The organism is Sporolituus thermophilus DSM 23256 (assembly GCF_900102435.1).
Lineage (GTDB): Bacteria > Bacillota > Negativicutes > Sporomusales > Thermosinaceae > Thermosinus > Thermosinus thermophilus.
Genome location: NZ_FNBU01000029.1, coordinates 12528 through 35432, shown reverse-complemented (window position 1 = coordinate 35432; position 22905 = coordinate 12528). Strand labels below are relative to the sequence as shown.

The 22905-nt window shown below is 52.8% G+C and carries 25 protein-coding genes, 1 pseudogene and 1 riboswitch; of the genes and pseudogenes, 11 read left to right on the top strand and 15 right to left on the bottom strand.

The annotated features are described in order from the left end of the window. The first annotated feature begins 540 nt into the window (after positions 1-540). Positions 541-1698, top strand: a complete 1158-nt coding sequence (locus tag BLQ99_RS13420; protein ID WP_093691817.1) for an MFS transporter — start codon at positions 541-543, stop codon at positions 1696-1698. Between the two features lie 190 nt (positions 1699-1888). Here the strand turns inward: BLQ99_RS13420 and BLQ99_RS13415 are convergent, their stop codons facing one another. Continuing rightward, complete coding sequence (locus tag BLQ99_RS13415) at positions 1889-2215, bottom strand: hypothetical protein (protein ID WP_093691815.1); 327 nt, start codon at positions 2213-2215, stop codon at positions 1889-1891. Positions 2216-2347: 132 nt separating this feature from the next. Here BLQ99_RS13415 and BLQ99_RS13410 point away from each other — a divergent pair. Next, a pseudogene (locus BLQ99_RS13410) lies at positions 2348-2665 on the top strand (arsenate reductase family protein); the annotation flags it as partial. A 58-nt stretch (positions 2666-2723) separates the two neighbouring features. Then, positions 2724-2990 carry a hypothetical protein gene (locus BLQ99_RS13405; protein WP_171904691.1) on the top strand — a complete coding sequence of 89 codons (267 nt, stop codon included), beginning with the start codon at positions 2724-2726 and terminating at the stop codon, positions 2988-2990. Positions 2991-3002: 12 nt separating this feature from the next. Here the strand turns inward: BLQ99_RS13405 and BLQ99_RS13400 are convergent, their stop codons facing one another. From BLQ99_RS13400 to BLQ99_RS13385, 4 genes are all read right to left on the bottom strand, one after another. Then, on the bottom strand, positions 3003-3593 hold the full coding sequence (locus BLQ99_RS13400; RefSeq protein WP_093691809.1) for a 7-carboxy-7-deazaguanine synthase QueE: 591 nt from the start codon (positions 3591-3593) through the stop codon (positions 3003-3005). Next, entirely contained in the window at positions 3590-3982 is a 393-nt protein-coding gene (gene queD, locus BLQ99_RS13395) for a 6-carboxytetrahydropterin synthase QueD (RefSeq protein WP_216093673.1), read from the bottom strand. Before queD ends, BLQ99_RS13400 begins: the two co-directional genes overlap by 4 nt. Next, positions 3982-4653, bottom strand: coding sequence for a 7-cyano-7-deazaguanine synthase QueC (gene queC / locus BLQ99_RS13390; RefSeq protein ID WP_093691807.1), 672 nt, complete (start codon positions 4651-4653; stop codon positions 3982-3984). Before queC ends, queD begins: the two co-directional genes overlap by 1 nt. Positions 4654-4838: 185 nt before the next feature. After that, entirely contained in the window at positions 4839-6278 is a 1440-nt protein-coding gene (locus BLQ99_RS13385) for an amidase family protein (protein ID WP_245690497.1), read from the bottom strand. Positions 6279-6676: 398 nt separating this feature from the next. Between BLQ99_RS13385 and BLQ99_RS13380 the strand changes: the two genes are divergently transcribed. The 3 genes from BLQ99_RS13380 to BLQ99_RS13370 all read left to right on the top strand — a co-directional run bounded on the left by BLQ99_RS13380 (position 6677) and on the right by BLQ99_RS13370 (position 10192). Beyond that, positions 6677-6946: a colicin immunity domain-containing protein gene (locus BLQ99_RS13380; RefSeq protein ID WP_171904690.1), complete on the top strand. Its 270-nt coding sequence runs from the start codon at positions 6677-6679 to the stop codon at positions 6944-6946. Positions 6947-7159: 213 nt separating this feature from the next. Further along, positions 7160-7262, top strand: a riboswitch (glycine riboswitch). Positions 7263-7376: 114 nt separating this feature from the next. Further along, entirely contained in the window at positions 7377-8765 is a 1389-nt protein-coding gene (locus tag BLQ99_RS13375; RefSeq protein ID WP_093691801.1) for an alanine/glycine:cation symporter family protein, read from the top strand. A gap of 203 nt (positions 8766-8968) precedes the next feature. Continuing rightward, the gene (locus BLQ99_RS13370; RefSeq protein WP_093691799.1) at positions 8969-10192 is read left to right on the top strand and encodes a DUF438 domain-containing protein; all 1224 of its coding nucleotides are present in this window, start codon (positions 8969-8971) and stop codon (positions 10190-10192) included. Positions 10193-10376: 184 nt separating this feature from the next. Here BLQ99_RS13370 and BLQ99_RS13365 read toward each other — a convergent pair whose 3' ends face one another. Genes BLQ99_RS13365 through BLQ99_RS13340 form a run of 6 tightly spaced genes read right to left on the bottom strand, consistent with a single transcriptional unit; the run spans position 10377 to position 13769 of the window. Beyond that, positions 10377-10754 (bottom strand): NifB/NifX family molybdenum-iron cluster-binding protein, encoded by a 378-nt coding sequence (locus BLQ99_RS13365; protein ID WP_093691797.1) that lies wholly within the window; start codon positions 10752-10754, stop codon positions 10377-10379. A 24-nt stretch (positions 10755-10778) separates the two neighbouring features. Continuing rightward, positions 10779-11150: a NifB/NifX family molybdenum-iron cluster-binding protein gene (locus BLQ99_RS13360; protein WP_245690495.1), complete on the bottom strand. Its 372-nt coding sequence runs from the start codon at positions 11148-11150 to the stop codon at positions 10779-10781. 13 nt (positions 11151-11163) lie between these two features. Then, positions 11164-12087 (bottom strand): ATP-binding protein, encoded by a 924-nt coding sequence (locus BLQ99_RS13355; RefSeq protein ID WP_093691793.1) that lies wholly within the window; start codon positions 12085-12087, stop codon positions 11164-11166. Next, positions 12066-12932: a nucleotide-binding protein gene (locus BLQ99_RS13350; protein ID WP_093691791.1), complete on the bottom strand. Its 867-nt coding sequence runs from the start codon at positions 12930-12932 to the stop codon at positions 12066-12068. The genes BLQ99_RS13355 and BLQ99_RS13350 overlap by 22 nt, the downstream gene beginning before the upstream one ends. Positions 12933-12960: 28 nt before the next feature. Next, positions 12961-13281, bottom strand: a complete 321-nt coding sequence (locus tag BLQ99_RS13345) for a DUF5320 family protein (protein WP_093691789.1) — start codon at positions 13279-13281, stop codon at positions 12961-12963. 59 nt (positions 13282-13340) lie between these two features. Beyond that, positions 13341-13769 (bottom strand): DUF134 domain-containing protein, encoded by a 429-nt coding sequence (locus BLQ99_RS13340; protein WP_093691787.1) that lies wholly within the window; start codon positions 13767-13769, stop codon positions 13341-13343. Between the two features lie 212 nt (positions 13770-13981). Here BLQ99_RS13340 and BLQ99_RS13335 point away from each other — a divergent pair, with 212 nt between their 5' ends. Then, positions 13982-14635 (top strand): (Fe-S)-binding protein, encoded by a 654-nt coding sequence (locus tag BLQ99_RS13335; RefSeq protein ID WP_093691785.1) that lies wholly within the window; start codon positions 13982-13984, stop codon positions 14633-14635. A 73-nt stretch (positions 14636-14708) separates the two neighbouring features. Here BLQ99_RS13335 and BLQ99_RS13330 read toward each other — a convergent pair whose 3' ends face one another. From BLQ99_RS13330 to BLQ99_RS13320, 3 genes are all read right to left on the bottom strand, one after another. Further along, positions 14709-15485 (bottom strand): NRDE family protein, encoded by a 777-nt coding sequence (locus BLQ99_RS13330; RefSeq protein ID WP_093691783.1) that lies wholly within the window; start codon positions 15483-15485, stop codon positions 14709-14711. 140 nt (positions 15486-15625) lie between these two features. After that, positions 15626-16882, bottom strand: a complete 1257-nt coding sequence (locus tag BLQ99_RS13325) for a nickel-dependent hydrogenase large subunit (protein WP_216093672.1) — start codon at positions 16880-16882, stop codon at positions 15626-15628. A 313-nt stretch (positions 16883-17195) separates the two neighbouring features. After that, positions 17196-17789 (bottom strand): ferritin-like domain-containing protein, encoded by a 594-nt coding sequence (locus BLQ99_RS13320; protein WP_093691781.1) that lies wholly within the window; start codon positions 17787-17789, stop codon positions 17196-17198. A 100-nt stretch (positions 17790-17889) separates the two neighbouring features. Here BLQ99_RS13320 and BLQ99_RS15205 point away from each other — a divergent pair, with 100 nt between their 5' ends. From BLQ99_RS15205 to BLQ99_RS13300, 4 genes are all read left to right on the top strand, one after another. Next, positions 17890-18390 (top strand): DUF255 domain-containing protein, encoded by a 501-nt coding sequence (locus tag BLQ99_RS15205; protein ID WP_093691779.1) that lies wholly within the window; start codon positions 17890-17892, stop codon positions 18388-18390. A gap of 379 nt (positions 18391-18769) precedes the next feature. Next, positions 18770-19048, top strand: coding sequence for a hypothetical protein (locus BLQ99_RS14975; RefSeq protein WP_171904686.1), 279 nt, complete (start codon positions 18770-18772; stop codon positions 19046-19048). Beyond that, entirely contained in the window at positions 18945-19301 is a 357-nt protein-coding gene (locus BLQ99_RS15450; protein WP_425440881.1) for a YmaF family protein, read from the top strand. Before BLQ99_RS14975 ends, BLQ99_RS15450 begins: the two co-directional genes overlap by 104 nt. 69 nt (positions 19302-19370) lie before the next feature. After that, positions 19371-21449: a thioredoxin domain-containing protein gene (locus BLQ99_RS13300; protein WP_093691773.1), complete on the top strand. Its 2079-nt coding sequence runs from the start codon at positions 19371-19373 to the stop codon at positions 21447-21449. A gap of 55 nt (positions 21450-21504) precedes the next feature. Here BLQ99_RS13300 and BLQ99_RS13295 read toward each other — a convergent pair whose 3' ends face one another. Continuing rightward, positions 21505-22905, bottom strand: a complete 1401-nt coding sequence (locus tag BLQ99_RS13295; protein ID WP_093691771.1) for a nickel-dependent hydrogenase large subunit — start codon at positions 22903-22905, stop codon at positions 21505-21507.

The window sequence follows — 22905 nt, the reverse complement described above, 5'->3', positions numbered from 1 at the left end:
TGCGCCCTACGTCATGTAGTTTATTTTGTAACAGCCGCTCAAATTTCTGAAAATCCATCTCATACAATAAACGCTCAAATTCTTTCTCGTCTTCTTCCAACTTCGAAAGGATAACCTCTTTGATATATCGAATAAATACTGTCATGAAGACATCACCCCTGGGTAATCTTTTTGGATTACTCATCCCGTCGAAGGATGGTGATGTCTTCTTCTTTTTTCTTCCTCAAAAATCCTACAGTAATTTTACACTAACAATAGTCCCAAGGGTTCAATCCATTGGAACGAAGAAGGCCGCGCCGTAATAACGCTGTTTGAAACAGCCGATCCATCAACGCTTATCCATGAGATGGTCGGGCATTACTTCATGCAGAACCTGATTGAAATGGGTGCTAAAGAAGCCGCCCCCCGACTCGCTGAAGGGTGCAATCGGTGAAGGTTATGGCAGTTTTAGGGACATGAGGTGAGGGGATGCATTGACAGCTACTTGCTCCAGGCTTATAATATCGTTACCGTTTGTAAAATCCTGGAGGTGGTGTGTCGATGTGGCCGCTTTTTCTTTTATCTGCTGCTCACGGAGTTACCGATCTGTCACAAGGTGCATTATTGGTAGCATTGCCGTATTTTAAAGCCAAATTTGGTTTGAGCTATGCGCAGGTAAGTGCCATTGCGCTGGTGCAAAATTTAACTTCGTCGGTCAGTCAGCCGCTATTCGGATATTTTACCGACCGCAAATCCCGGCCCTGGCTGATGCCGGCCGGCTGTTTCCTTTCTGGGGCGGCCATGGTGGCTTCGCTGCTGGCGCCGGCTTATTGGTTGGTACTCACTTTTACTGCGCTTTGTGGCTTTGGGGTGGCAGCGTTTCACCCCGAGGGGGCCAAAAGTGCCAATCGCCTGAGTGGCGCAGCCAAAGGAAAGGGAGTAAGTCTGTTTGCCGTTGGCGGCAACGCCGGATTTGCCGTCGGGTCGCTATTTATGGCCTTTTTATTGGCCGATGACCGTGCCGACCGCTTGCTCCTGTATCTGTTACCGTTTATCGTTTTGGCCGTATTGCTATATAGGCTAACCAAACTGCTACCGCGCCAGTCGCCGGACCGGGTAGCGGTTGCCGGTGGCCTCAAGGCGGCCGTTAGCTCGCCGGTACTGATCATTTTGGGGATTGTTTTTCTGCGGGCGACAGTCACCGCTGGGATAAGCACTTTCTTGCCTCTCTACTATGTTTCGTTTTTGCATGGCGATCCGCTCTATGCCAGTTCGCTGCTTACCGTATATCTTGCCGGTGGGGCGGTGGGGACGTTGTTTGGCGGCATCTTGAGTGACCGTTTGGGCAGCAAACGAGTCATGGTCTGGTCGATTCTGCCGGTGTCGGTATTACTGTTTATGTTTAAGTCGGTAGAAGGCTGGATTGTGTTTGTCGTCTTGGTTGTTGCCAGTGCGCTGTTGTCGGCGGCGTTTGCCAGCAGCCTGGTGTTGGCTCAGAACATGCTCCCCGGCAACGTGGGCATGGCCTCGGGGCTAACCATCGGGTTCAGCGTAGGGCTGGGTGCGATGGGGGTGCTGGCTTTGGGCCGGGTGGCCGACAGTTACGGTTTGCCAATTGTATTTGACGTTTTGACGGTGTTGCCGGTGGCGGCTTTTGTATTGGCCTTATTTATGAAAGAACCGGCTGCCTGTGACGAGCCGATACCGGAGCGGGCTTAGCTAGCCTGCCCGGCTGATGGCAGCTGCGCCCAATAAGTATGAGGTGGGGTGCCATGTTTGATATAATCGTCGGCATTGCCAAGTATTTTTTTATGTCGACTGCACTCATAATCGCGGCAGCGTTTGTCACTCTTATTGCTTTGAATATATTTAGGTAGTATGCAGTTTCGCTATGGCTGATAGTGATATTTTACTTTTTGCTAAACCAGTAGCCGAGCAAAAACCAGATCAGGGGGCTGGCATTTGTTTGTCGTGCTTGATGGTCTGTCTCGAGTTTTTCCGGGTTTTTGATTAATTCTTCGATTTCCGCTTCGGACGGAAAGATTTGTGCTTGCATATACAAACAAAACCATAAGGTCGCAATGATGCCAATTATCCATCTGCCCCAGTCTAGAGGTATTCCGATTTGGCTGAGAATTTCGCCGCCAAAAGCCGCTGGGATAAGGGCGAAAACAGCGCCAAACGGTAATGAAATACAGAAAACAAATATGCGGAAGATAAAGTCAAACCAGTTCATTACCGACACCACCTTTAAGTTTAATTTTATGCCGGTTTATGGCAAAATAAAAGCACGGGATTGGCATAAAACCCAAAGGAGTTGAGCAAAATGCTTACTTTTTATTGCGTGCCCAACTGACAAACCTGCCGGAGGGCGAAAGCGTGGCTTTCACAGCAGGGTGTGGAGTTTGTCTTCCGCAATATTGCCAAAGAACCGCCGACCGAGAAAGAACTCAGGCAATTGGCCGAGCGCGGCGGCGTGGAACTGGCGCGGCTGGTAAACACGAAAAGCCAAGGGTACAAAAAGCTCAAACCAGATCTTGCCGTTATGGGCGAAGCTGAGATTGTCAACCTATTACAGGCCAACCCTACCATCATGGTGCGGCCCATAGTGACCGATGGCCAAACTGTTGTCTTCGGCTTTAAAGAAAACGAGTATCAAATGTTTGTTACTAGTAGCCAATCTTAAACTGACGTTGTTACTTTCCGCTTACCGATTTCCACTTTTCCAGAAGGAGATGCTCTTAATGACTGCCGCAGCCGAAAAACTTAAGGCGTTATGCCTGGATTTCCTGAACCGAGAAATCGACATTTTCGACTATCTCGAAGCGTTCGCCGAAACCTACGCGGAGGTTGAGGACGCGCTCAGCGACGAGGAATACGAGATCTTTGACCAGATTAGTGAAGAAAACGAGATGGCCGGTGCTAATGACGGAGAGTACGACGCCGATTTCACGCTGGACGAAGAAGAGCTACGAGAAAGGGTGGCGCAGCACTTGGCCGCCTTGCGCTAAGCTGGGCTCTGCTCATTCCACTCCCAATATTTTATGCAGTTGGATCCCGAGCCGCAGCCCGCGCTCGGGATTTTTCATGACCAGGGCGAACGCTTTTTGCGCCGATTCTTTCCGCCCGCTTTCCACCTGCAAGAAGATGCGGCCGGGCGGGACGGCGTCATAGGCAACGCAGTCGAGGGTAAACTCGTCATCGACGACATACTTGAGCTCGTCCGCCTGACAGGCCAGCAGATAGCCGCTGCCCGGCTTGGGCGAAGCGGTAATCCAGTCAATGCCCCATTCCTCGGGAATGGGGTTGGTGCCGTTTGTTTCCACGGCAACATATTTGCCGCGTTCATGTAGTGCGGCGACAAGCGGTTTAAGGTCATGGAGCGTCGGCTCGCCGCCGGTAATTACCACCAGCTTTTGCTTTATTTTGGCGACAATGTGGGAGGGCGCGAGGTATGTTGCGTTTTTGAGATCAAAAGCGTTCGCGGTATCGCACCATTTGCACCGCAGGTTGCAGCCGGCCAGCCGGATGAAGGCTGCCGGCATTCCCATATGCGTGCCTTCCCCCTGAATGCTTTCAAATATTTCAATGACCGGGTAAACTACCGCGCTCATACCGAAACCTCCGCATATGAGGTAGGGGTCTCCCACAAAACAACCCGGACGACCTTAACGTCGTCGCTTGCAAGGGCGGTGTTCAGATAATCAAAGATGTACAGGGCCATATTTTCCGACGTAGGGCGGAACGGGAAACATTCGTTCAATATTTTATGATCAAGCTTTTCGATAATCTGTTCTTTAATTATTGCGTTCAGCCGGCCAAAATCGATGACCATGCCGTCTTCCGGCCCGCCTGAGGCGACGCCGCCGGCTTTTCTTTCCACCGTTACCTCCAACCGGTAGGTGTGGCCGTGCATATTGGCGCATTTGCCCTGATGGCCGGGCAGGAAATGGGCGGCGTCAAACGTAAAGATTTTGGTGGTACGCACGGTAGGCTGGCGCATTATTTCGTCCTTCCTTTCTGCTCTAAGTATGCTGCCAGCCCGGCGGCGCGCAACCGGCACGCCGGACATTGGCCGCAGCCGTCGCCGATAACGCCGTGATAACATGTAAGCGTGTTGGTGCGGATATAATCCAGTACCCCGAGTTCGTCGGCCAGCTGCCAGGTTTCCGCTTTATTAAGCCACATTAAGGGTGTATGGATGACAAACTGGTAGTCCATTGCCAGCTGGATAGTAACATTAAGCGATTTGATAAATGCGTCCCGGCAGTCAGGATAGCCGCTGAAATCGGTTTCACAGACCCCGGTAACGATATGCCGGATGTTTTTTTGGCGGGCGAGCACGGCGGCAAACGATAAAAACAAGAGATTGCGTCCCGGCACGAAAGTTGTCGGCAGACTGCCGTTTTCCCCGACCCGGACCTCAATATCCTTGCGCGTCAACGCGCTGGGCGCAAGCTGGTTTAATAAAGACAGGTCGAGAATGGTATGTGAAATACCTTGTTCGGCGGCGATTTTTTGCGCGCATTCAATTTCTGCCCGGTGCCGCTGCCCGTAATCAAACGTGACCGCTTCAACCCCCTTGAAATGTTTCATGGCCCAAAACAGACAGGTAGTGCTGTCCTGTCCCCCGCTGAAAACAACAAGGGCGATTTCCTTATTTAATCCGAACATGCAGAATACCTCCGCGGATTTTTACATTAAATTATAAGTTTTACCGGTTAGTATGCCAAGAGCGGCGCCAACATTTTCGTAGTGCCCTTGAGGACATCATGGAGATATTATATAGTAGCAGTTTGACCAGGCAAGAACTTGGTTACAAGCAGAGTAAGAAAAAACCGCCAAATAGGCGGTACAACCTACGGTTCCCCAGGCAGCGGCGGGGTGGTTAGCGGCGGTTTGCGGTGTCTGGCGCCTTGTTCGTAGCCGTAGGCGATTTCGATAAGTATTCCTTCGCTCCAAGGACGGCCGAGAAATTCGATGCCGATCGGGACGCCGATTTTGGCGGTTTCAGTCGGCGGGGAGAAGCCGCCGGGGACGACGATGGAAGGAAAGCCGGTGACCGCGCCGAGGCTGCCGTTGCGGTCGACCTGCACATGGCCGCCGGTGGGAACGACCAGCCGCTTTTGGTGGGGGAACATTATGGCATCCAAATTATTATCGGCCATGATTTTCATTACCCGCTGCTGTAGGGCAGCGCGTTTAAGCAGGCGAATGCGGTATTGGTCGTCATGTTCCAGCGCTTGGGCCTGTTTAAGGTTGGCGTCGATGCCGGGGTGATACTTGCCGGATTTAATGATCTCTTCAAGCGATTTTACGGGCGTATTGGCGTTCGGAGCGGAAAGGTAAGCGTTGAGGTGAGGTTTGAGGTCATAGAGATGCACACTGATTTCGGCGGCGATTTTCCCCGCATCAAGGTCAGGAGTGTCAAGGTCTACGACGGTCGCACCAAATGATTTTAGCTCTTCAACCGCCCGGTTGGCAACTTTGTTTACTTCCGCATGAACCGGGTCTTTGCCGAAAAAGCTGCGCAGGATGCCAATGCGCTTGCCTTGCAGGCCGCTTGCGTGCAAATGGACAGTATAGTCTTTTTCGGCATTGCCAATGCTCCAGGCGGTAGCTTCGTCCGCCGGGTCATAACCGACCAATACATTGAGCATTTTCGTTGCGTCGGCAACGGTGCGCGCCATCGGGCCAACGACGTCCTGGGTAAAAGAATAGGGGACTACGCCGGCGCGGCTTATTAGCCCGAGGGTGGGGCGGATGCCGACGATGTTGTTGGCGGACGCGGGGGAACGGATGGAGTTTACCGTGTCAGTACCGAGGCCGAGCAGGCCGAAGTTAGCGGCAAGCGCCGCCCCCGTTCCGCCGCTCGAACCGCCGGGGGTGCGGTTCAAGTCATAAGGGTTCAACGTTTGGCCGAGAATAGAGCTGATGGTTTCGCCCCATATGGCAAATTCATGGAGGTTTACTTTCGCGAGAATAATTGCGCCGGCGTTACGCAGCTTTTTGGTAATGGACGCATCCTCAGGCGGCACGTAGCCCTCAAGGCTTAACGACCCGGCCGAGGTCGGCATGTCTTTAGTGTTGACATTATCTTTGAGCAGGACCGGGATGCCGTGCAGGGGGCCGGCAAGTTTGCCGGCAGTTGCCAGTTTTGCGTCCAGTGCGGCTGCTTCTTCTAACGCTTTGGGGTTAATGTAAATGACGGAGTTTAACTTCGGACCCTGCTTGTCGTAAGCGTCAATCCGCCGCAAATACCATTGGATCAGTTCTACTGCGGTTAAGTTACCCGACAAGTACGCTTGATGTACGTCGCTTATTGTCGCTTCTTCGAGATGGAAGGGTTTAAAAAACGTAAATATTCCTCCCCTTATAACCGAACAATATTTAATGAAGTTATTTTTGATTTCTACGCCGATTTGCCTGGTTCCTTTTTCTGTAAAAACAATTAATGCGGCGTGAAATATTGCCGTAGCCGCAAAATCCCGGTACCTGTCGTTTAGCCAATATTTACGTCCAGTAAAAGATGTTTGGGCTCATTGCGCCAAAGGACGATAGGAAAAGGCGGCTTCTTTGTTGAAATGTCGATAAGAGTAGCCTTGCTTGTACAGTTAAGCATTATAAGGCGTCTTTGGGAAATAATTAAAGGGAAAAAGCTTGGTCCCAGACAAAAACCCTGAAGGAGATGTTGCCAATGACCACTGAAGCACAACGATTAAAAGCGCTTTGCCTGTCCTTCCTGGCACGCGAAATGGATGCCGCCGATTATGTCGAAGCATTCGACGAGGCCTACGATGAAGTGGAGGATAAGCTTACCGACGAAGAGTATGAGATTTTTGACCAAGTTAGCATGGAAAACGAGATGTTTGCCCTTGATGACGCGGAAGACGAAGCCGATTTCGGGATTGATGAGGATGAACTGCGGGCGCGGGTAAAGCAGCACCTTGCCAGCCTGCCGGAATAGCTGTCTGGGGCTTACACGCCATGGGTAGAGATGTAAAACTGAATTTTGGGAAAACAGGGGTTGCTATTGATTTTTGGACAATTGTCCACTAGAATAATACTTGTTATCTGAATAACTAAATACTGCCGGATGATGCTAAACGGAAGAGCGGCCGTAAGGCCCGCCGAAGGAGTAAAACTCTCAGGCGCTTTTTTAAAAGCGGGAACCGTTAGCGGACGGGACTCTGGAGAGACCCTGCAAAAGGGCGCCGAAGGGGCAATGCGAACAGCTGCGGCTGTCCGCTAAATCTCTCAGGCAAAAGGACAGAGACGCACGGCAGGCCAAACTGACCGGTCGTTTGGCATTTGCATTTTCATCGCGTCTTGTCACCAGAGTCAAATCGCAGGATTTGGCTCTTTTTATTTTTCTACGATAAAAGGAGATGGTGACAATGGATTGGCTAAAATTACTGGATGAAATTGATAGTTTTGTGTGGGGGCCGCCGCTGCTTATCTTGCTTGTCGGCACCGGCATACTGCTGACCATTCGGTTGCGGCTTTTGCAGGTTGTGCGGCTGCCTTTGGCGCTCAGGCTCATTTTTTCCGCCAAAAACGACGGCGACGGTGATGTCAACAGCTTCGGCGCCTTGTGTACCGCTTTGGCGGCTACGGTCGGCACCGGGAACATTATCGGCGTGGCGACGGCCATTTATGGCGGCGGACCGGGAGCGCTCTTTTGGATGTGGGTGGCCGCCTTTTTTGGCATGGCCACCAAATATGCCGAGGGGCTGCTGGCCGTGAAGTTCCGGTCCGTCGATGCCAACGGGGAAATCGCCGGCGGTCCGATGCACTACATCGAGAAGGGGCTTGGCATGCGCTACCGTCCCCTTGCCGTGCTGTTCGCGGCCAGCGGCGTTTTGGTCGCCTTCTTTGGCATCGGCACTTTTCCCCAGGTCAATGCCATCGTTGACAGCGTACAACTGGCTTTCGGCGTGCCTGTGCCCATTACGGCCGGGATTATTACCTTGCTGGTGGCCCTTATTACCTTAGGCGGTCTGCAAAGCATCGCCAATGTTTCCACCAAAATCGTACCGTTTATGGCCGTGTTCTATGTAGCGACGTGTATAGGCGTGCTGGCCGTGTTTGCCGACCGGCTGCCGGAAGCCATGCAGCTGGTAATTACCAACGCCTTTACCGGCACGGCGGCAACCGGCGGCTTTCTCGGCGCCACGGTCATGATGGCCATTAGGAGCGGCGTGGCCCGCGGCGTGTTCTCCAACGAGTCGGGCCTGGGCAGCGCCCCGATTGCCGCCGCGGCGGCCAAGACCAAGTGGCCGGCGGAACAAGGGCTTATTTCCATGACCGGTACTTTCATCGATACCATTATTATTTGTACTATGACCGGGCTGGTCCTGATTGTCACCGGCGCCTGGAACGGCGGCCTCAAGGGCGCCGCGTTGACGCAGCAGGCATTTGCCGCCGCCTTCCCGGTGGCCGGTCCTTATGTTCTCACCGTGGGCCTGGTGCTGTTTGCCTTTACGACTATTCTCGGCTGGAACTATTATGGCGAACGTTGCTGCGAGTATCTGTTCGGCGTTAAGGGTATTAAGCCATACCGCTGGACATTCATTGCCCTGGTGGCGGCCGGCGCGTTTATTAAACTCGAGGCCATCTGGCTTATTGCCGACATTGTCAATGGGCTAATGGCGCTGCCAAACCTGGTCGCCCTGCTGGGCTTGTCCGGTGTTGTCGTCAGCGAGACCGAGCGGTATCTGGCGCACCTGCGGGCCGAGGAGGAAGAAGAGACCGAGGCAATGCCTTCGTCGGAAGCGGCCAACTAACGGCAGAATGAAGACTCTTTGCGATGGCAAGGAGTCTTTTTTATGCTGTGGCGTTTTTTACCCGGATTGCTTTTCCGGTCGCTGAGAATGCCGCGACTTAGTTCGCCGTGGATAAATTTACCGAACCGCTGCTGCCCATGAATGGTCGAAATTATGGATACACTGTAGTTGATACCGCAGGGCTAAACCAGGGAGGAGTCGTCATGAGTGAGCTGATCAACAACCGCGAATACCGCAAACAAGCCATCCGCGAGATTATTATGGATCTCCATGCCGGCCGGCCGGTGGAAGAGGTCAAGGCCCGTTTCGATAAACTGGTGCGGAACCTGGCACCGGGCGAGTTGTCCCTCATTGAGCAGTCGCTTATCAATGAAGGGCTGCCAATCGAAGAAGTGCAGCGGCTATGCGATGTTCATGCCGCTGTCTTTCGCGACGCACTAAAGCGGTCGGCCGAACCGGAAACGGCGCCGGGCCACCCGGTTCATACCTTTAAGGAAGAGAACCGGGCCCTGGAAAAGGTGATGGACACTGAAATCGCTCCGCTAGTGGACGAACTACGCCGCACTCCGGCCGAGGCCGCCGGGCCGTTAGCTCTTAAACTGGCGGAGAAGCTAAACCTCCTGGGGGATGTGGACAAACACTACAGCCGCAAGGAAAACCTGCTCTTTCCCTATCTAGAGAAATATGAAATTACCGGTCCGCCCAAAGTGATGTGGGGCGTGGACGACGAAAACCGGCAGCGCTTGAAGGCCGCCAAAGCGGTGGCCGTAAACTTCCGGCCCGACCGCAAGGATGAACTGATTGCCAAAGTGGAAGAGGCGGTTCACCATCTCAAAGAGATGATTTTCAAGGAAGAAAAAATCCTCTTTCCCATGGCGCTGGAGACGCTGGCCGAGGACGAATGGCAGCAAATCCTGGTGGATAGCGATGAAATCGGCTATTGTCTTATCGAACCGGCCCAAGGCTGGAAGCCGGTGCGGGAGAGTGTGCAGGACCGGGAGACGATCGCCGATAGCGGCAGCCGGGACCATATTCGTTTTTCGACCGGCATGCTGACGCCGCAGGAAATTGAGCGGATTTTTACCCACCTCCCGGTAGACATAACCTTTGTCGACAAAAACGATGTCGTCAAGTTTTTTTCCGCGACCCAAGAGCGCATTTTTGCCCGCACCCGCACGGTTATCGGTCGGCGGGTCGAAAACTGCCACCCGCCGGCCAGCGTCCACATTGTCGAGAAGCTGGTGGACGACTTCAAAAGCGGCCGCAAGGACCACGAGGACTTTTGGCTACACTTTGCCGGCAAGTATGTGCTGATCCGCTACTATGCCGTGCGCGACGAAAAGGGCGAATACCTGGGCACGCTGGAAGTGACCCAGGATATCCGGCCCATCCAGGCCATTACCGGCGAAAAGCGCATTGCGGATTGAAAGCCGCCGCCGGCGCCTTCTTTACCAATCCGTAAAACGACCGGACCAAGCAGTTTTTAAGCAAGATCCTGTAAAAAAACAATACCCCGGTGGGACGGCAAAGTCTCGTCGGGGTATTTTATGTGCGCGCGGCAAGCTAATAGCCTCTGGCGGGAAAACTATTGGTGGCTAATTTATTTTAATTCTAATGGCCGCAGCCATGACCATGGTGGCCGTGATCGCAGACATTATGTTTATTAGTCAGCTTACCTTCGAGATAAAGACTGACAACTTCTTCGGGCGGTGCCGACGGTGCGCCGCATAATACTTTAACGCCTCTTTGCGTGAGAATTTGTTGAGCGGTTTCACCAATGCCGCCGGCCAGCAGCAGGCTGCATCCCTGGCCGGCCAGCCAATTTGGGATGATGCCGGGAGCATGCGGCGGCGGGGTCAACGTTTCTTGGGCAATTACTTTTCCGTCACTGATCGTGAAAAAGGTAAATTGTTCGCAATGGCCAAAATGGGCGCAAAGTTTACCCCCGGCGGTCGGGACAGCAATTTTTTCTGTTTTTTCTAACGACATAATATTTTCCCCTTTCACTCTACTTTATTTTTTGATTTCCAGCGCATTGGGCGCGGCGATTTCAGGAAGCTCACCGGCGTTAAACAGCTTAATTGCCTCGCTGACAGTAGATGAGGCATTGCCGACCGAATAAATTTTGACGCCGCCGGTTGACAGCACTTTAAAGGCTTTTGGCCCAACATTGCCGGTAATCAGGACTTGTGCGCCGGTTTTTATGAGGTTTTGCGCCGCCTGAATGCCGGCGCCGTGGGCAGTCTCCAGGTTTTGGGTATTGTCGTGGTATGACCAGCTGCCTGCTATTTGATCATAAACGACAAAATAGTTCGCTCGCCCAAAGCGGCTGTCAACGGTTGCATTTTGGTCTTGGCCATGGGCAGTAACGGCGATTTTCATCATATACCCCTCACTTTCACCATTGTTTAAATTTGCTTAGCCAGCGCGACCAAAAAAACGACGTGTTGCTCCTGTCGGCTATACCCAGCATTGCTGCCAGATTGCGCCACATGGACGTTAGCGGTTCTTTTACGCTGGTATCGTCAGTGTCCATGACGGTTTTGCCTTGGTTTACCGCTGTCCGGAACGCATCGCTGTAGGGGATGCGGCCAACGACGGGGATAGCGGCATCGGCGCACCAGGCAGCGATGGCATTGGTGTTTTCTGTATGCAAGTCGCTTTTGTTGATACAAACGGCAAGCGGCAACTGAAAATGTTTAACCAGGCTGGCCAGCCGCTTGAGATCATGCCGGCTGGGCAGCGTGGGCTCCACAACGGCTAAGACCAGACTGGCGCCGGAAATGGCCGCGATCGCCGGGCAGCCGATACCAGGCGGACCGTCGGTGATGATTAACGGATATTTATGAGCGGTAGCGAGTTTTTTCGCTTCTTGGCGAACCTTACTTACCAGTTTGCCCGAGTTTTCCACCGCCAGCCCCAACTTAGCATGCACGAGCAGGCCCAGGCGGGTATCGGCGATAAACCAATGGCCAGCTTCTTTTTCCCGCATGGCAATGGCGTGCTGGGGACAGTTGAAGGCGCACACGCCGCAGCCCTCACAGTCTAGCGGCGATGAGAGCGTGCCGCTGGTGATGGCGTCAAACCGGCACAGACGGGTGCACACACCGCAGTTCGTGCAGCGTGTTTGGTCAATTTCTGGCTCAAACCCGGCGGTAAACCCATGCGCTTCCCGCTCGGCGGCGCCGGCAATAAGATGAAAGTTAGCGGCGTCAACGTCGCAGTCGGCAATGACTTTGTGCGGAGCCAGATAGGCTAGTGCCGCCGCGATGCTGGTTTTGCCGGTACCGCCCTTGCCGCTTACGATGACAAGTTCTTGCATGCGGATGCCTCCTTCGCGGCCGCAAGCCAGTCCCAAATTTGGCTGGCGATGGCGGCAAATTCCTGACTAATCCGGCCAGCCGCGTAGTGGCGGGCGAAATCCGGGCTATATGGCAGCTTGGCGATAACTGGCAGCGCGTGTTCGCGGCACAAATCCTCGATGATGTGGTCGGCGGTCGGATCGCTTTTGTTGATAATAACTCCAGCTGGCAAGTTAAGCAGACGGACAATACCAATCGCCAGTTCCAGATCATGGCGGCCAAACGGAGTGGGTTCGGTGACCAGCAAACACACGTCGCTGCCAGCTACCGCCGCTACCATCGCACAAGCGGTGCCGGGCGGACAATCGACAATGATGTCGCCGGCCTGTGCGGCTAATGCTTTTTTTACCGCTTTAATGAGCGGTGTGGCACTAGGCGCGCCTACTCGCAGGTGGCCGCTTACCAACTGGACGCCGGGGAAGACGGAAGCCATCCCGGAGTTGATGACGCCAATGGTTTTCGTACCTTCAGTCAGGGCGGATGTGGGGCAGGCAAGGAGGCAACCGCCGCAGCTGTGGCAAAGTTCGTCAAAGATTACCGCCTTGCCGCCAGCGATAGCAATAGCATTAAACAAGCAGACTTCGCTGCAGCGGCCGCAGCCAGTGCAACGGCCGACATCAAGCACCGGGGTCATTACGCTGATATTGGTGTCATTGTCCTGCCACGCGGGAGATAAGAGCAAATGGCAGTTGGGCTCTTCCACGTCGCAATCGGCGACGGTTACGCCGGGGCGGACGCTGGCAAGAAGGAGGGCAAGGGAGGTCTTGCCAGTCCCTCCCTTGCCGCTGGCAATACTGATAATCACATCAATACCTCCGCTAAACGGCAGAAGATTATTTATTTTCTTCCGCCGTTTCTTGAGTGGATTTGTTGGTCAGGCTGCGTAGGTAAGCTGCCCGCTTTTCCAGCTGGTCGGCCATCATTTGCAGTTGTTCGGCGCTCATCATGGCCGACGCTCCCTGGGTGCTGGCGGCCACGCGGCCCATGCCGCGGCAACCCCCCAAGCCCATGCCGCAGCCGCGGCCCATGCCACGGCCAAAGCCTAACCCGCGGCCTATGCCACGGCCGAAGGCGGTAATAGCCCCCAGACAGCCGCCCAAACCGCGGCCAAGCGGGCCGGTGCCAAAAGGACCGGTTCCATCGCTGCCAGGCATAGTATTCACCTCCTTTCGTTATTTTATGAAATATATTTCATAATAAAGTTAAAAAAAGATTATTGTTGACGGCTGACGTTTGGCGACAGACAGGCCGGACAAGTTGTATGGCGTCCGCAATGTCCGTGGCCGCGCGGAGCCGCCCATTGGTGGCCGCATGCCTGACAGACAAAACGGCCCGACGGACGTTGGCCGGCAATGCGGAAATTGCCGCCTTCGATGCGTAAGGCATAACCTTGCCAGAGCGCAGTCGCAATTTTTTTGTGTGCACTGCTTAAAAGCCGGTTGAAAGTGGCGGGTGATATGTCCATGCGTTCGGCAGCGGTTGCCTGGTCAAGCTGTTCGATGTCAGCCAGGCGCATGGCTTCCATTTCTTCAACCGTTATTACCATTTCTTCAGTGATATTTCTGAGCGGTACACCGGCAGGTTTGTAGTGGGTAACGGGTGGGAGTTGTTCGATGCGGCGTTCTTTGTGTGGACGACCCATGGCGCTCCTTTCGTGTTTTTGAAATATGTTTCAAAATCAATATATAGCATTTTTGGTTAAGTGTCAATATTTTTTGCGTTTTGTCTCCCTACTATGCCGGCGGGTTTTCAATGGCTAATGATAAAAATTAGTTAGCAAAATTCAGGACGAAATGCTGCCTTTGATATGGTAAGATGTTTTTATAATACTATAACGCAACGCGGAGGTATGACATGAAAAAAGTGTTTGCGCCCGGCTGCGCATTGATGATATACAAGCCGCAGCTTGGCAAAAAAATGTTTGAATTTTTAAACCAAGATTTAGGCGACATTGAGGAACATTTGCTTTGCTGCCGGCATGAACCGAAGCTGCCGGCAGGCACCCAGGTGATAAACACCTGTCCAGGATGCGACAGGCGGTATCGGGAGCTTTATGAGGGCATAACTACAGTATCGCTTTGGGAAGTGCTGACCGAAAGCAAGGCGTTCCAGTTCCCTGATTACCAGGGGAAAAGCATGACGATACTGGACGCTTGTCCCACCCGCCACCAGGAAAGAGTTCATAACGCGATTAGGACGCTACTCAAGAAAATGAACATAAATGTTGTGGAACCGGCTAAGACGCGGACAGAGGGCACTTGCTGCGGCGACAGTTACTACGGGGTGCTGCCGGTGGAGCAGGTAAAAGAGCAGATGAAAAAGCGGGCGGCCGAAATGCCGGTTGAAGATGTGGTCGTATATTGCGTGTCCTGTTGTAAAGCCATGTACATCGGCGGTAAAAAACCCCGGTATATAGTTGACCTTTTGTTCGGGGAAGATACTTTCCCGGGGACTTTCGAGCCGGATGAGTGGCATGCCGAGCTTGATAAATTTATCGCTGCGCACTAAACTTTTTCCGTCCCAAAATACGGCGGTCATGCTAACAGTACCCGGCGGGATGGCAAAGTCTCGCCGAATTTTTTTATTGCGGCCGCTGCCGCAGCTTAAAGCTATATTCCCTGGTTGCGATGCTGTCCCCGGCGGGAGAATAGGTCTTTTCCAGGAACCGGACATTGCCGGCATAGTCAATCAGCAGCAGGGTGCCCGTGCGGGTGCCGTAGTCCGGGGTAGCGACAAATATAGGCGAAAAGGCGCGTTCAAGCTCCAAACTGACGCCGGTCGCAGGCAGCTCATGATCCGGCGCTGGCTGTCTGTCGGCGAGAATGTCCCAGAGATTGTCCTCCTCGACGTCGTCGGCTGCCAAGCAAGCGGCCAGTTTTTGGCGCCCTGCGACTATTTTCGGCCAAGGTGTGTTCAGCAAGTGGTTGCTAAGGCCGTGGATGCCGGGAGCAACCGAAATAATGGTATTGTGCCGGTTAGAATAGTACCATAGCCCGGCCGTGTCGCCGACCAGCAGGTTGAAGCCGTTGTACTGACCGGCCTGGCGGTCGACTGCCGCCAGGTACGCCGGTGGCGGCTGGTCGCTGCCCAGGTAGCCGCTGACCAGTTTGCCGCGTGACAGGGCGTCCGGGCGGTAGCTGGTCGGGTCCCGGTAATTGGTCAGTGCCGCCAAGCGGCCGTTTTTCGTTATGCCCAGCCATGTGCCCATATGCTCAAGGTCGCGGCCGGCGAGTATCGCCGGCCAGTCTGGCCAAAAGTGAGCCGGTGCGCTGGGGCGGCGGTAAAACTCATCCCGGTTGGCGGCCATTATCAACCAATACCGAGGGTGGTGACGATAAGCGAATAAAATTATACACATGACCGGCGGCTCCTTCTCTTGGTTGCTATCCCTCGTTTGTTAATGCGCTATTATGAAACATAAGCAGCGAAAACGGTGAATGGCTTTAACCTACTAAAACAATACGGTATGACGGCCGGCATGTCAAGCAAAGGCAATTCCTAAACGGATTTACCGGTAAGCGTTTTGTTGGCATTGTTCGTGCGATATTCCACAAAATGAGTGGCACAGGAAATACAGGGGTCGAACGACCGGATGATACGGCCAGGGATTACATACTTGAGCTCGGGAGATGGAATTACCGTGCCGACAAGAGCGTTTTCCGCCGGCCCTCGATTACCAGAATTGTTTTTAGGGGAAAAGTTCCAAGCTGTCGGGGTGATGATATCGTACTTTTCCACCTGTTCACCTTCAACATAGGCACAATGGAGTAACGCCCCGCGCATGGCATCGGTTACGGCGATGGCTTGGCTACGAACAAGCTCCTTCTTTTGGTTGATCGGTGGTTTGCCGGGTTTTAACTTATGTAACCATTTTTCCATGAGTTCCGTTATAAAAAGAGTTTCTAAAGAGCGGGCCACAATTCGGTCCATTGTGGATGTGCCGCCTCTATAAAAACCGTTTATCGTCATGCGGGCTAAAGGGCCACCTTCGTAATGTTGCCCACGGTAGAGTACGGCTTTAGTCCAAGTATAGGCGCCTGGTTTACGTGGGGCGGGGCGTACTTCTCCTTCCTCCATCCATTTCGCCCGCTCGAACCACGCTTTTGTGATATCTTCTTGTATCAAATTCAGCTCTGGCTGAGTTAACCTGCCATTGTCGAGAACGCCAGCTTTCCAGAGTACTTGGTCGTTTTTCCGGCCGAAACGGAATAGGCCGAAAGATAAGAAGCGGCCGGGGGTTTTCCCGATATGGTAGTAGTCCTCGTAGCAACGGGCGATTAACTCGGTGTCAGGAATCATGTACCGTTGGACAAAATCGTGGATATCACGGTTAAGCGCAACGGCCTGGTTAATTTTATCCGCCGTAGGTGATACCGCAACCCCTCCATGCACGAAACTATGCTGATGCGGCGCTTTGCCGCCGAACAGGGCCAAAATCTGGTGGCTTTTTTCGGCCGCCTTGACGGCTTCGATGTAATGGCCTGCTAAGCGTCGGTTATCTTCGTCATCGAGGCGGCAGTCATAGCAATTTTGGCTCACAAAAGGTGGTTGCTTCGGCATGATGACAAAGTCAGGCAATCCAAAGAAGTAGAAGTGGCGGATATGGTTTTGTAGAAAATCGGCCGCGAACATAATGTTTCGTAAATACTGGGCGTTTTCGTCAATGTCGTTGTCGTATAATTCGTCCAGGAGGTAACTTGCGACAGCACCGTGTGCCGTAGAGCAAATGCCACAAATGCGCTGGGCCATATACACGGCGTCTGTACCACCGGCTGAGTAGCAAAAAATGAAAACCTGCCGTCCCACCCTGGCACTGGCATAAAATCTGAAACTGCTAGTCCATGAACACAAAAGGCCTCCTTCAAACAAGAAATTTCTAAGTACCAGCACTGAAAAATCCCGGCAGGATTATTCATGGGATAATTGGTACGAAAATTGAGGTGAAAACGCGAAAGGAAGTGCCTTGCTGAAAGCTAGGCATTTCCTTTAGGTCTTCTGAGATCAATTTTATTACCATGAAACGATCGGTACACATATGAGGGGACCATTGGTAATGATGGTTCATTGATCAATCGGTTTCCTCTGGTAGAGGTTCGTGAGTCAACTTAAACAAGGCGGCAGTGAATTCTGCGACATGTTCCTTTTCATCGTTCATGAGTTCGCAAAAATGATTCTTTACGCGAGGATCTTCGGCTTCGTTCATATATCGTTGATATTTATTTATCGCATGCAGTTCATCTTGGATGGCTTTTGTTAAGCAATGTATTGCGGGCAGGTCTTTTTTATTTGGGGAGACTACCTCAACGTCTTGTTTATATTGGGCCTTTTTAGTAGGTGGCCATTTTGGTTTACCTGGCCGTTTCATCACCAGAAAATCTAGGTCTTGCTCCTCCAGCATCTCCGCCTGTACCGGATCAAATAGGGATATAAGCCTCATTGTTTCCACATAATGCCGCATTTCATCTTCGGCTACATCTAAAAAGATCTCTAAACAAGTTTCAGCTGCACAAGTCAGATAGTCTGCAATCGCCCCGCGCTCATCCGCTGCGGCGTCTCTAAGTAAATATAAATCAGGATGATTTGGGCACTCATCCATATCAGGCATACATGAAGGGTGACAGCCATAACTGGCTTTAGCTGGGGAACAGGTGGGCTTAGCCATGCTTATTCCTCCCGTATTCTTAGTAATATATGATATGCCGTACGATAAGAAAAAGTGTATGACCTTATTCTATGTGCCGCTTTGTTGCGGAGTCTATTAAATGCATGGCACAGGATATACAGGAGCCATATTTATATGGCAGTGTGCTAGGGCGCTCACAGGGCAGGGCGGATGGCCGCTCACCATCATCATGACGCCGGACAAGAAGCCCTTCTTTGTCGGCACCTATTTTACCAAGGAGAACAAGTGGGGTAGGCCCGGAATTATCTCTAATCTCAACACGGTTAAAGAGCAGTGGCAGACCAACCGGGAGACCTTGGTCAATTCCAGTGACCGGATCACGCGGCTGATCGATATTGAGAACCGCCGTCGCGGCAGGGGCAAGTTAACGGCTGAAATATTGGATAAAGCATACGAGCAATTCACACGCTATTCTGATGCTGACTATGGTGGTTTTGGGACCGCGCCAAAATTTCCTGCGCCGCATAACTTGATGTTCCTGTTGCGCTATTGGAAACGCACTGGAGTAGCGAAGGCACTGGAGATAGCTTTAGCGGAAAAGGATTATGCCGCAGATCTTCCTGCAATGGTTCATCAATGAGCAGGTGGAAGAAGAAGCTTCGGCAGGCGAAATTTTCGAGAAACTCAAAAATGATCCCCGGAAAAGAGCGGAGCTCTGCTTTACATTGACAAAGAGCTTAGTAAAAGAGAATAGCCCCAATTAGGGAGATATTTTTATCAGGCGCGAGATTTATTTGTAATATTACCTTATTTTACTTCGACGAATATTATGTATTAATAAAAAATATATTTGAGGAGGGAAAAAAGTGGGTTTCACTATATAAGCCCTGGTTTTTCCGGGGGTTCATTTTTATATTTGCGCAGCCGGCTTCCATGGTCTTATTGATTTAAGGGGCACTCTGTAACATTAAGGTTATATATTGCATAAAATTACAATATAACGGAAAGGAGGTGCTCTAATGGGAGAGGATACCAGAGGAAATGACTGGAAAGACAATTGTCATGACAAGAAGGATAATAACAAGTGCGTTATCAACATTTTCTGCAACGATATGAAGCACGACGGCAAGGATGACGACAAGAAACATGATGGTAACTGCGTCATAAACATTTTCTGCGACGATTTTAAGCACGATGACAAGGATGACGACAAAAAACATGATGGCCACTGCATCATCAATATTTTCTGTAGCGGCAAGAAGTCTTGTGATAAGTGTGACGATGATAAGAAATGGTAAATTTTTTTGCGAAGCCCTGGTTTTCCAGGGTTTCGTTTTATGTTCGCATAATCACCGTTTTGCCGGGGTAACAAGTGAAGTAATACTGTTTGGAGACAGTCACGTACACGAAATATCAACAAATACCGACTTTTTTGAGGATCACCATCACGAAGTAGGAGTTAGGACGGGTCCGTTAAATTTGAAAAGGTTGGTAATTGAAAAAGACTGCCGGACAATACTTTGTCGACAGTCTGAGTATCAGCACTGCTGATACTTTTTTTGTACATACTAAAAACATGAAATTGTCATGTTGTGGAACTGAAATTTTGGAGGTGTTTTAATGGACAAAAGTCCCAATAGATTAATTAATGAAAAATCCCCATATCTCCTCCAGCATGCCTACAACCCGGTGGATTGGTACCCTTGGAGCGAGGAAGCCTTCGCCAAAGCCAAGGCAGAAGACAAACCGGTATTTCTAAGCATAGGCTACTCTACCTGCCACTGGTGCCACGTCATGGAACGGGAATCCTTCGAAGATGACGAAGTGGCAGCTTATCTCAATAAACATTTTGTTTCCATTAAAGTTGACCGCGAGGAGCGTCCTGATATTGACCAAATTTATATGACCGTCTGTCAGGCTATGACGGGGAGCGGCGGCTGGCCGCTGACGGTGCTGCTCACTTCTGATAAAAAGCCGTTCTTTGCGGGCACCTATTTTCCGAAGGAGAGTAAATGGGGCCGGCCGGGGCTGATGGATGTGCTGCGGTCAGTACATAAGGAGTGGCAGAACAACCGTGAGCTAGTAGTGTGGCAGGGTAACAAGATTGCCGAGTCGCTGAAAGCCAATGTTGCAGGCAAAGGCCAGCCCGGACAGCTGACGGCGGCGCTGCTTGACCAAGCTTATACCCAGTTCGAACGAACATTTGATGAACGGTATGGCGGCTTCGGTTCCGCTCCCAAGTTTCCTGTGCCGCATAATCTCATGTTTTTGCTCCGCTACTGGCGGCAGAAGGGTGAAAAAAAGGCCCTTGCTATGGTGGAAACAACGCTTGAGGCTATGCGCCAGGGCGGTATTTATGATCATTTGGGATTCGGGTTTGCCCGGTATTCCACGGATGCTAAATGGCTTGTCCCTCACTTTGAGAAAATGCTCTATGACAATGCCCTTCTCTGCTATACCTATCTGGAGGCTTGGCAGTGTACAGGCAACGCTGATTTCCGGCAAGTAGCCGAAGAGATTTTGACCTATGTGCTGCGGGATATGACCTCGCTAGAGGGAGGCTTTTACTCGGCCGAAGATGCCGATTCGGAAGGGGTGGAAGGCAAGTTTTACGTCTTTCGGTATGACGAAGTGCTGGATCTTCTGGGCGAAAAGGACGGCAAGATATTTGCGGACTTCTATGATATTACGCCTGCCGGCAATTTTGAACACGGCCAAAGCATCATGAACTATATAGGCAAAGACCTGAGGACGGTTGCAGCCAGACATAATATGACTGAGCAGGAATTGGCCCAGTTGCTGGAAAGATGCCGAATAACGTTTTACAACCTGCGGGAAAAACGGATTCATCCCTTCAAAGATGACAAGGTGCTGACAGCCTGGAATGCCCTCATGATCGCGGCCATGGCCAAAGCTGCCCGCGCCACTGGAGAGGCCAAATACCGTCACGCCGCCGCGAAGGCTCTTAGTTTCATTTACCGCCAGCTTGTCCGGCCTGACGGTCGCCTGCTAGCACGCTATCGGGACGGTGAGGCGGCGCATTTGGCGCAGCTTGACGACTATGCCTTTCTGCTGTGGGCACTATTAGAAATGTATCAGACCACCTATGCGGCGGAGTATGTGGAAAAGGCGCTGGTGTTGGCCGAGCAGATGAAAGCGCTGTTTTGGGATGAGGAGGGCGGCGGTTTTTTCTTTACCGGCATTGACAATGAAGAGCTGATTGTCCGTCCTAAAGAAATCTATGACGGCGCTTTGCCGTCAGGCAATTCTGTTGCGGCCGCGATGCTAATCAAGCTTTCCCGGCTGACGGAGCGGGAGGAGTACGCACTGCTGGCGGAGCAAACACTGGCGGCGTTTTCGTCAGCCGTTAGCCGCTATCCGGCCGGGTACAGTTTCTATATGATGGCATTGCAACTGTATCTCACGCCACCCCTGCATGTGGTAATTGCCGGTGAGGCCAGTGACCCTACTACCCAGGCCATGCTAAAGGCGGCGGAGGAAAGTTTTGTCCCAGGCGCTGTCGTTGTCTTCCACGCTGGCAGCGAAGATATTGCTAAGCTGTTTCCCTATGCGATTGACAAGACGGCGAAAGATGGTCGGGCTACAGCCTATATCTGTCAGAACTTCGCTTGCCAGGCTCCGGTCTATGATGTGGCAAGCTTGGTGAAGTTGTTGGATAAGCAGAATATTTATGGATAAGAAAAAGCAATACCCCGGGGGGACGGCGAAGTCCCGGCCGGGGTATTTTTGTGGTTCAAACAATCACTACTTTGTCCGGCGGGGCGGTAATGAGGTGGGCAGCGCAGGTGAAACAGGGGTCAAAGGAGCGGATGACGCGGCCCACTTCAATCAGGCTGTCCGGGTCGGCGACCGGAGTGCCAATGAGGGCCTGCTCGACCGGGCCGCGCTGGCCCAGATTGTCCCGGGGCGAGAAATTCCAGGCCGTCGGCGTGACGACCTGGTAATGGCTGATTTTGCCGTCCTGGTAGCGCAGCCAGTGCCCCAGCGCGCCGCGCATGGCTTCCATCAGGGCAACGCCTTCGCCTTGGGGCGGCGGGGTATAGGGCGCCAGGGTGGGCGCGCCGGGAGTTATCCGCTCCAGCCAGCCCTGGGCTGCCTGGCAGATTTTGAGCGCTTCTCTGGCCCGGGCGAGCAGGCGGTCCATGACCGAGATGCCGCGCCGGTACTCGCCGCTGATCCACGCCCGGGCCAGCGGGCCGGATTCGACCGGCAGGGCGCCGTAGCGCGGCGCCTTGCTCCACGAGTAGGCTTCTGACTTTTCCGGGGCGGGAATGGTACGGCCTTCGGTGGGGTGACGGTTTTCCCGGTCGTCGCGATACCAGCCGTAGTGAATGTTTTCGGTGATGCGGGCCGGGTCAAGGGGCTGGGGTAGACCGCCGTTTTCCACCATGCCGGCGGGAAAGGTTTGCTGGCCGGTTACCGGTTCGGGAAAACCACCGTAGGACATGAGATGGCCATAGCCCCGGCCGATGGTGAAATAGTCTTGATAGTACTCGGCGATGGTTAGCACGTCCGGCAGGTAGACCTTTTCTACCCATTCTTTAATTTCGCGCAGGATAGCGCCATAGGCCATCAGCCGTTCGGTGGCAGCCCGCTCGGTCACGCCGGTAGGCATAATGGTCTGCTGGTGGGGCGCCTTGGCGCCAAACAGGGCCATCATTTCATGGGCGCGGGCGGCCAGGTCGAGGGCGTGGCGCACATGGCTGAAAATCTCGTCGTTGAGTTTTTGGGGCAGGCGAAAGTCGCCTTTGGGGCGCGGAAAAAACGGCGCGATGTCCGGCCCGGTCACATAGTCGGGCAGCACGAGGAGATAAAAATGACGCAGGTGGTTTTGCAGAAAATCGGCGGCCATGATGAGACTAATCAAGTACTGCCCGGCGGGGGTGGGCTGGACGCGACAGGCGTTAGCAAGCGCCGCAGCGGCAGCGACGGCGTGGGCGCTGGAACAGATGCCGCAGATGCGCTGGACAAACAACGGGGCATCGCGCACGTCCCGACCGGTGAGAATGGTCTCGAAGCCGCGGAACAGGCTGGCGCCAATCCAGGCATCGACGACTTTGCCGCCCTGGACGTCTACATCTACTCGGATGGGCTCATGGATGCGGGTAACGGGAAAAAGCGTTTTGACGGCCAT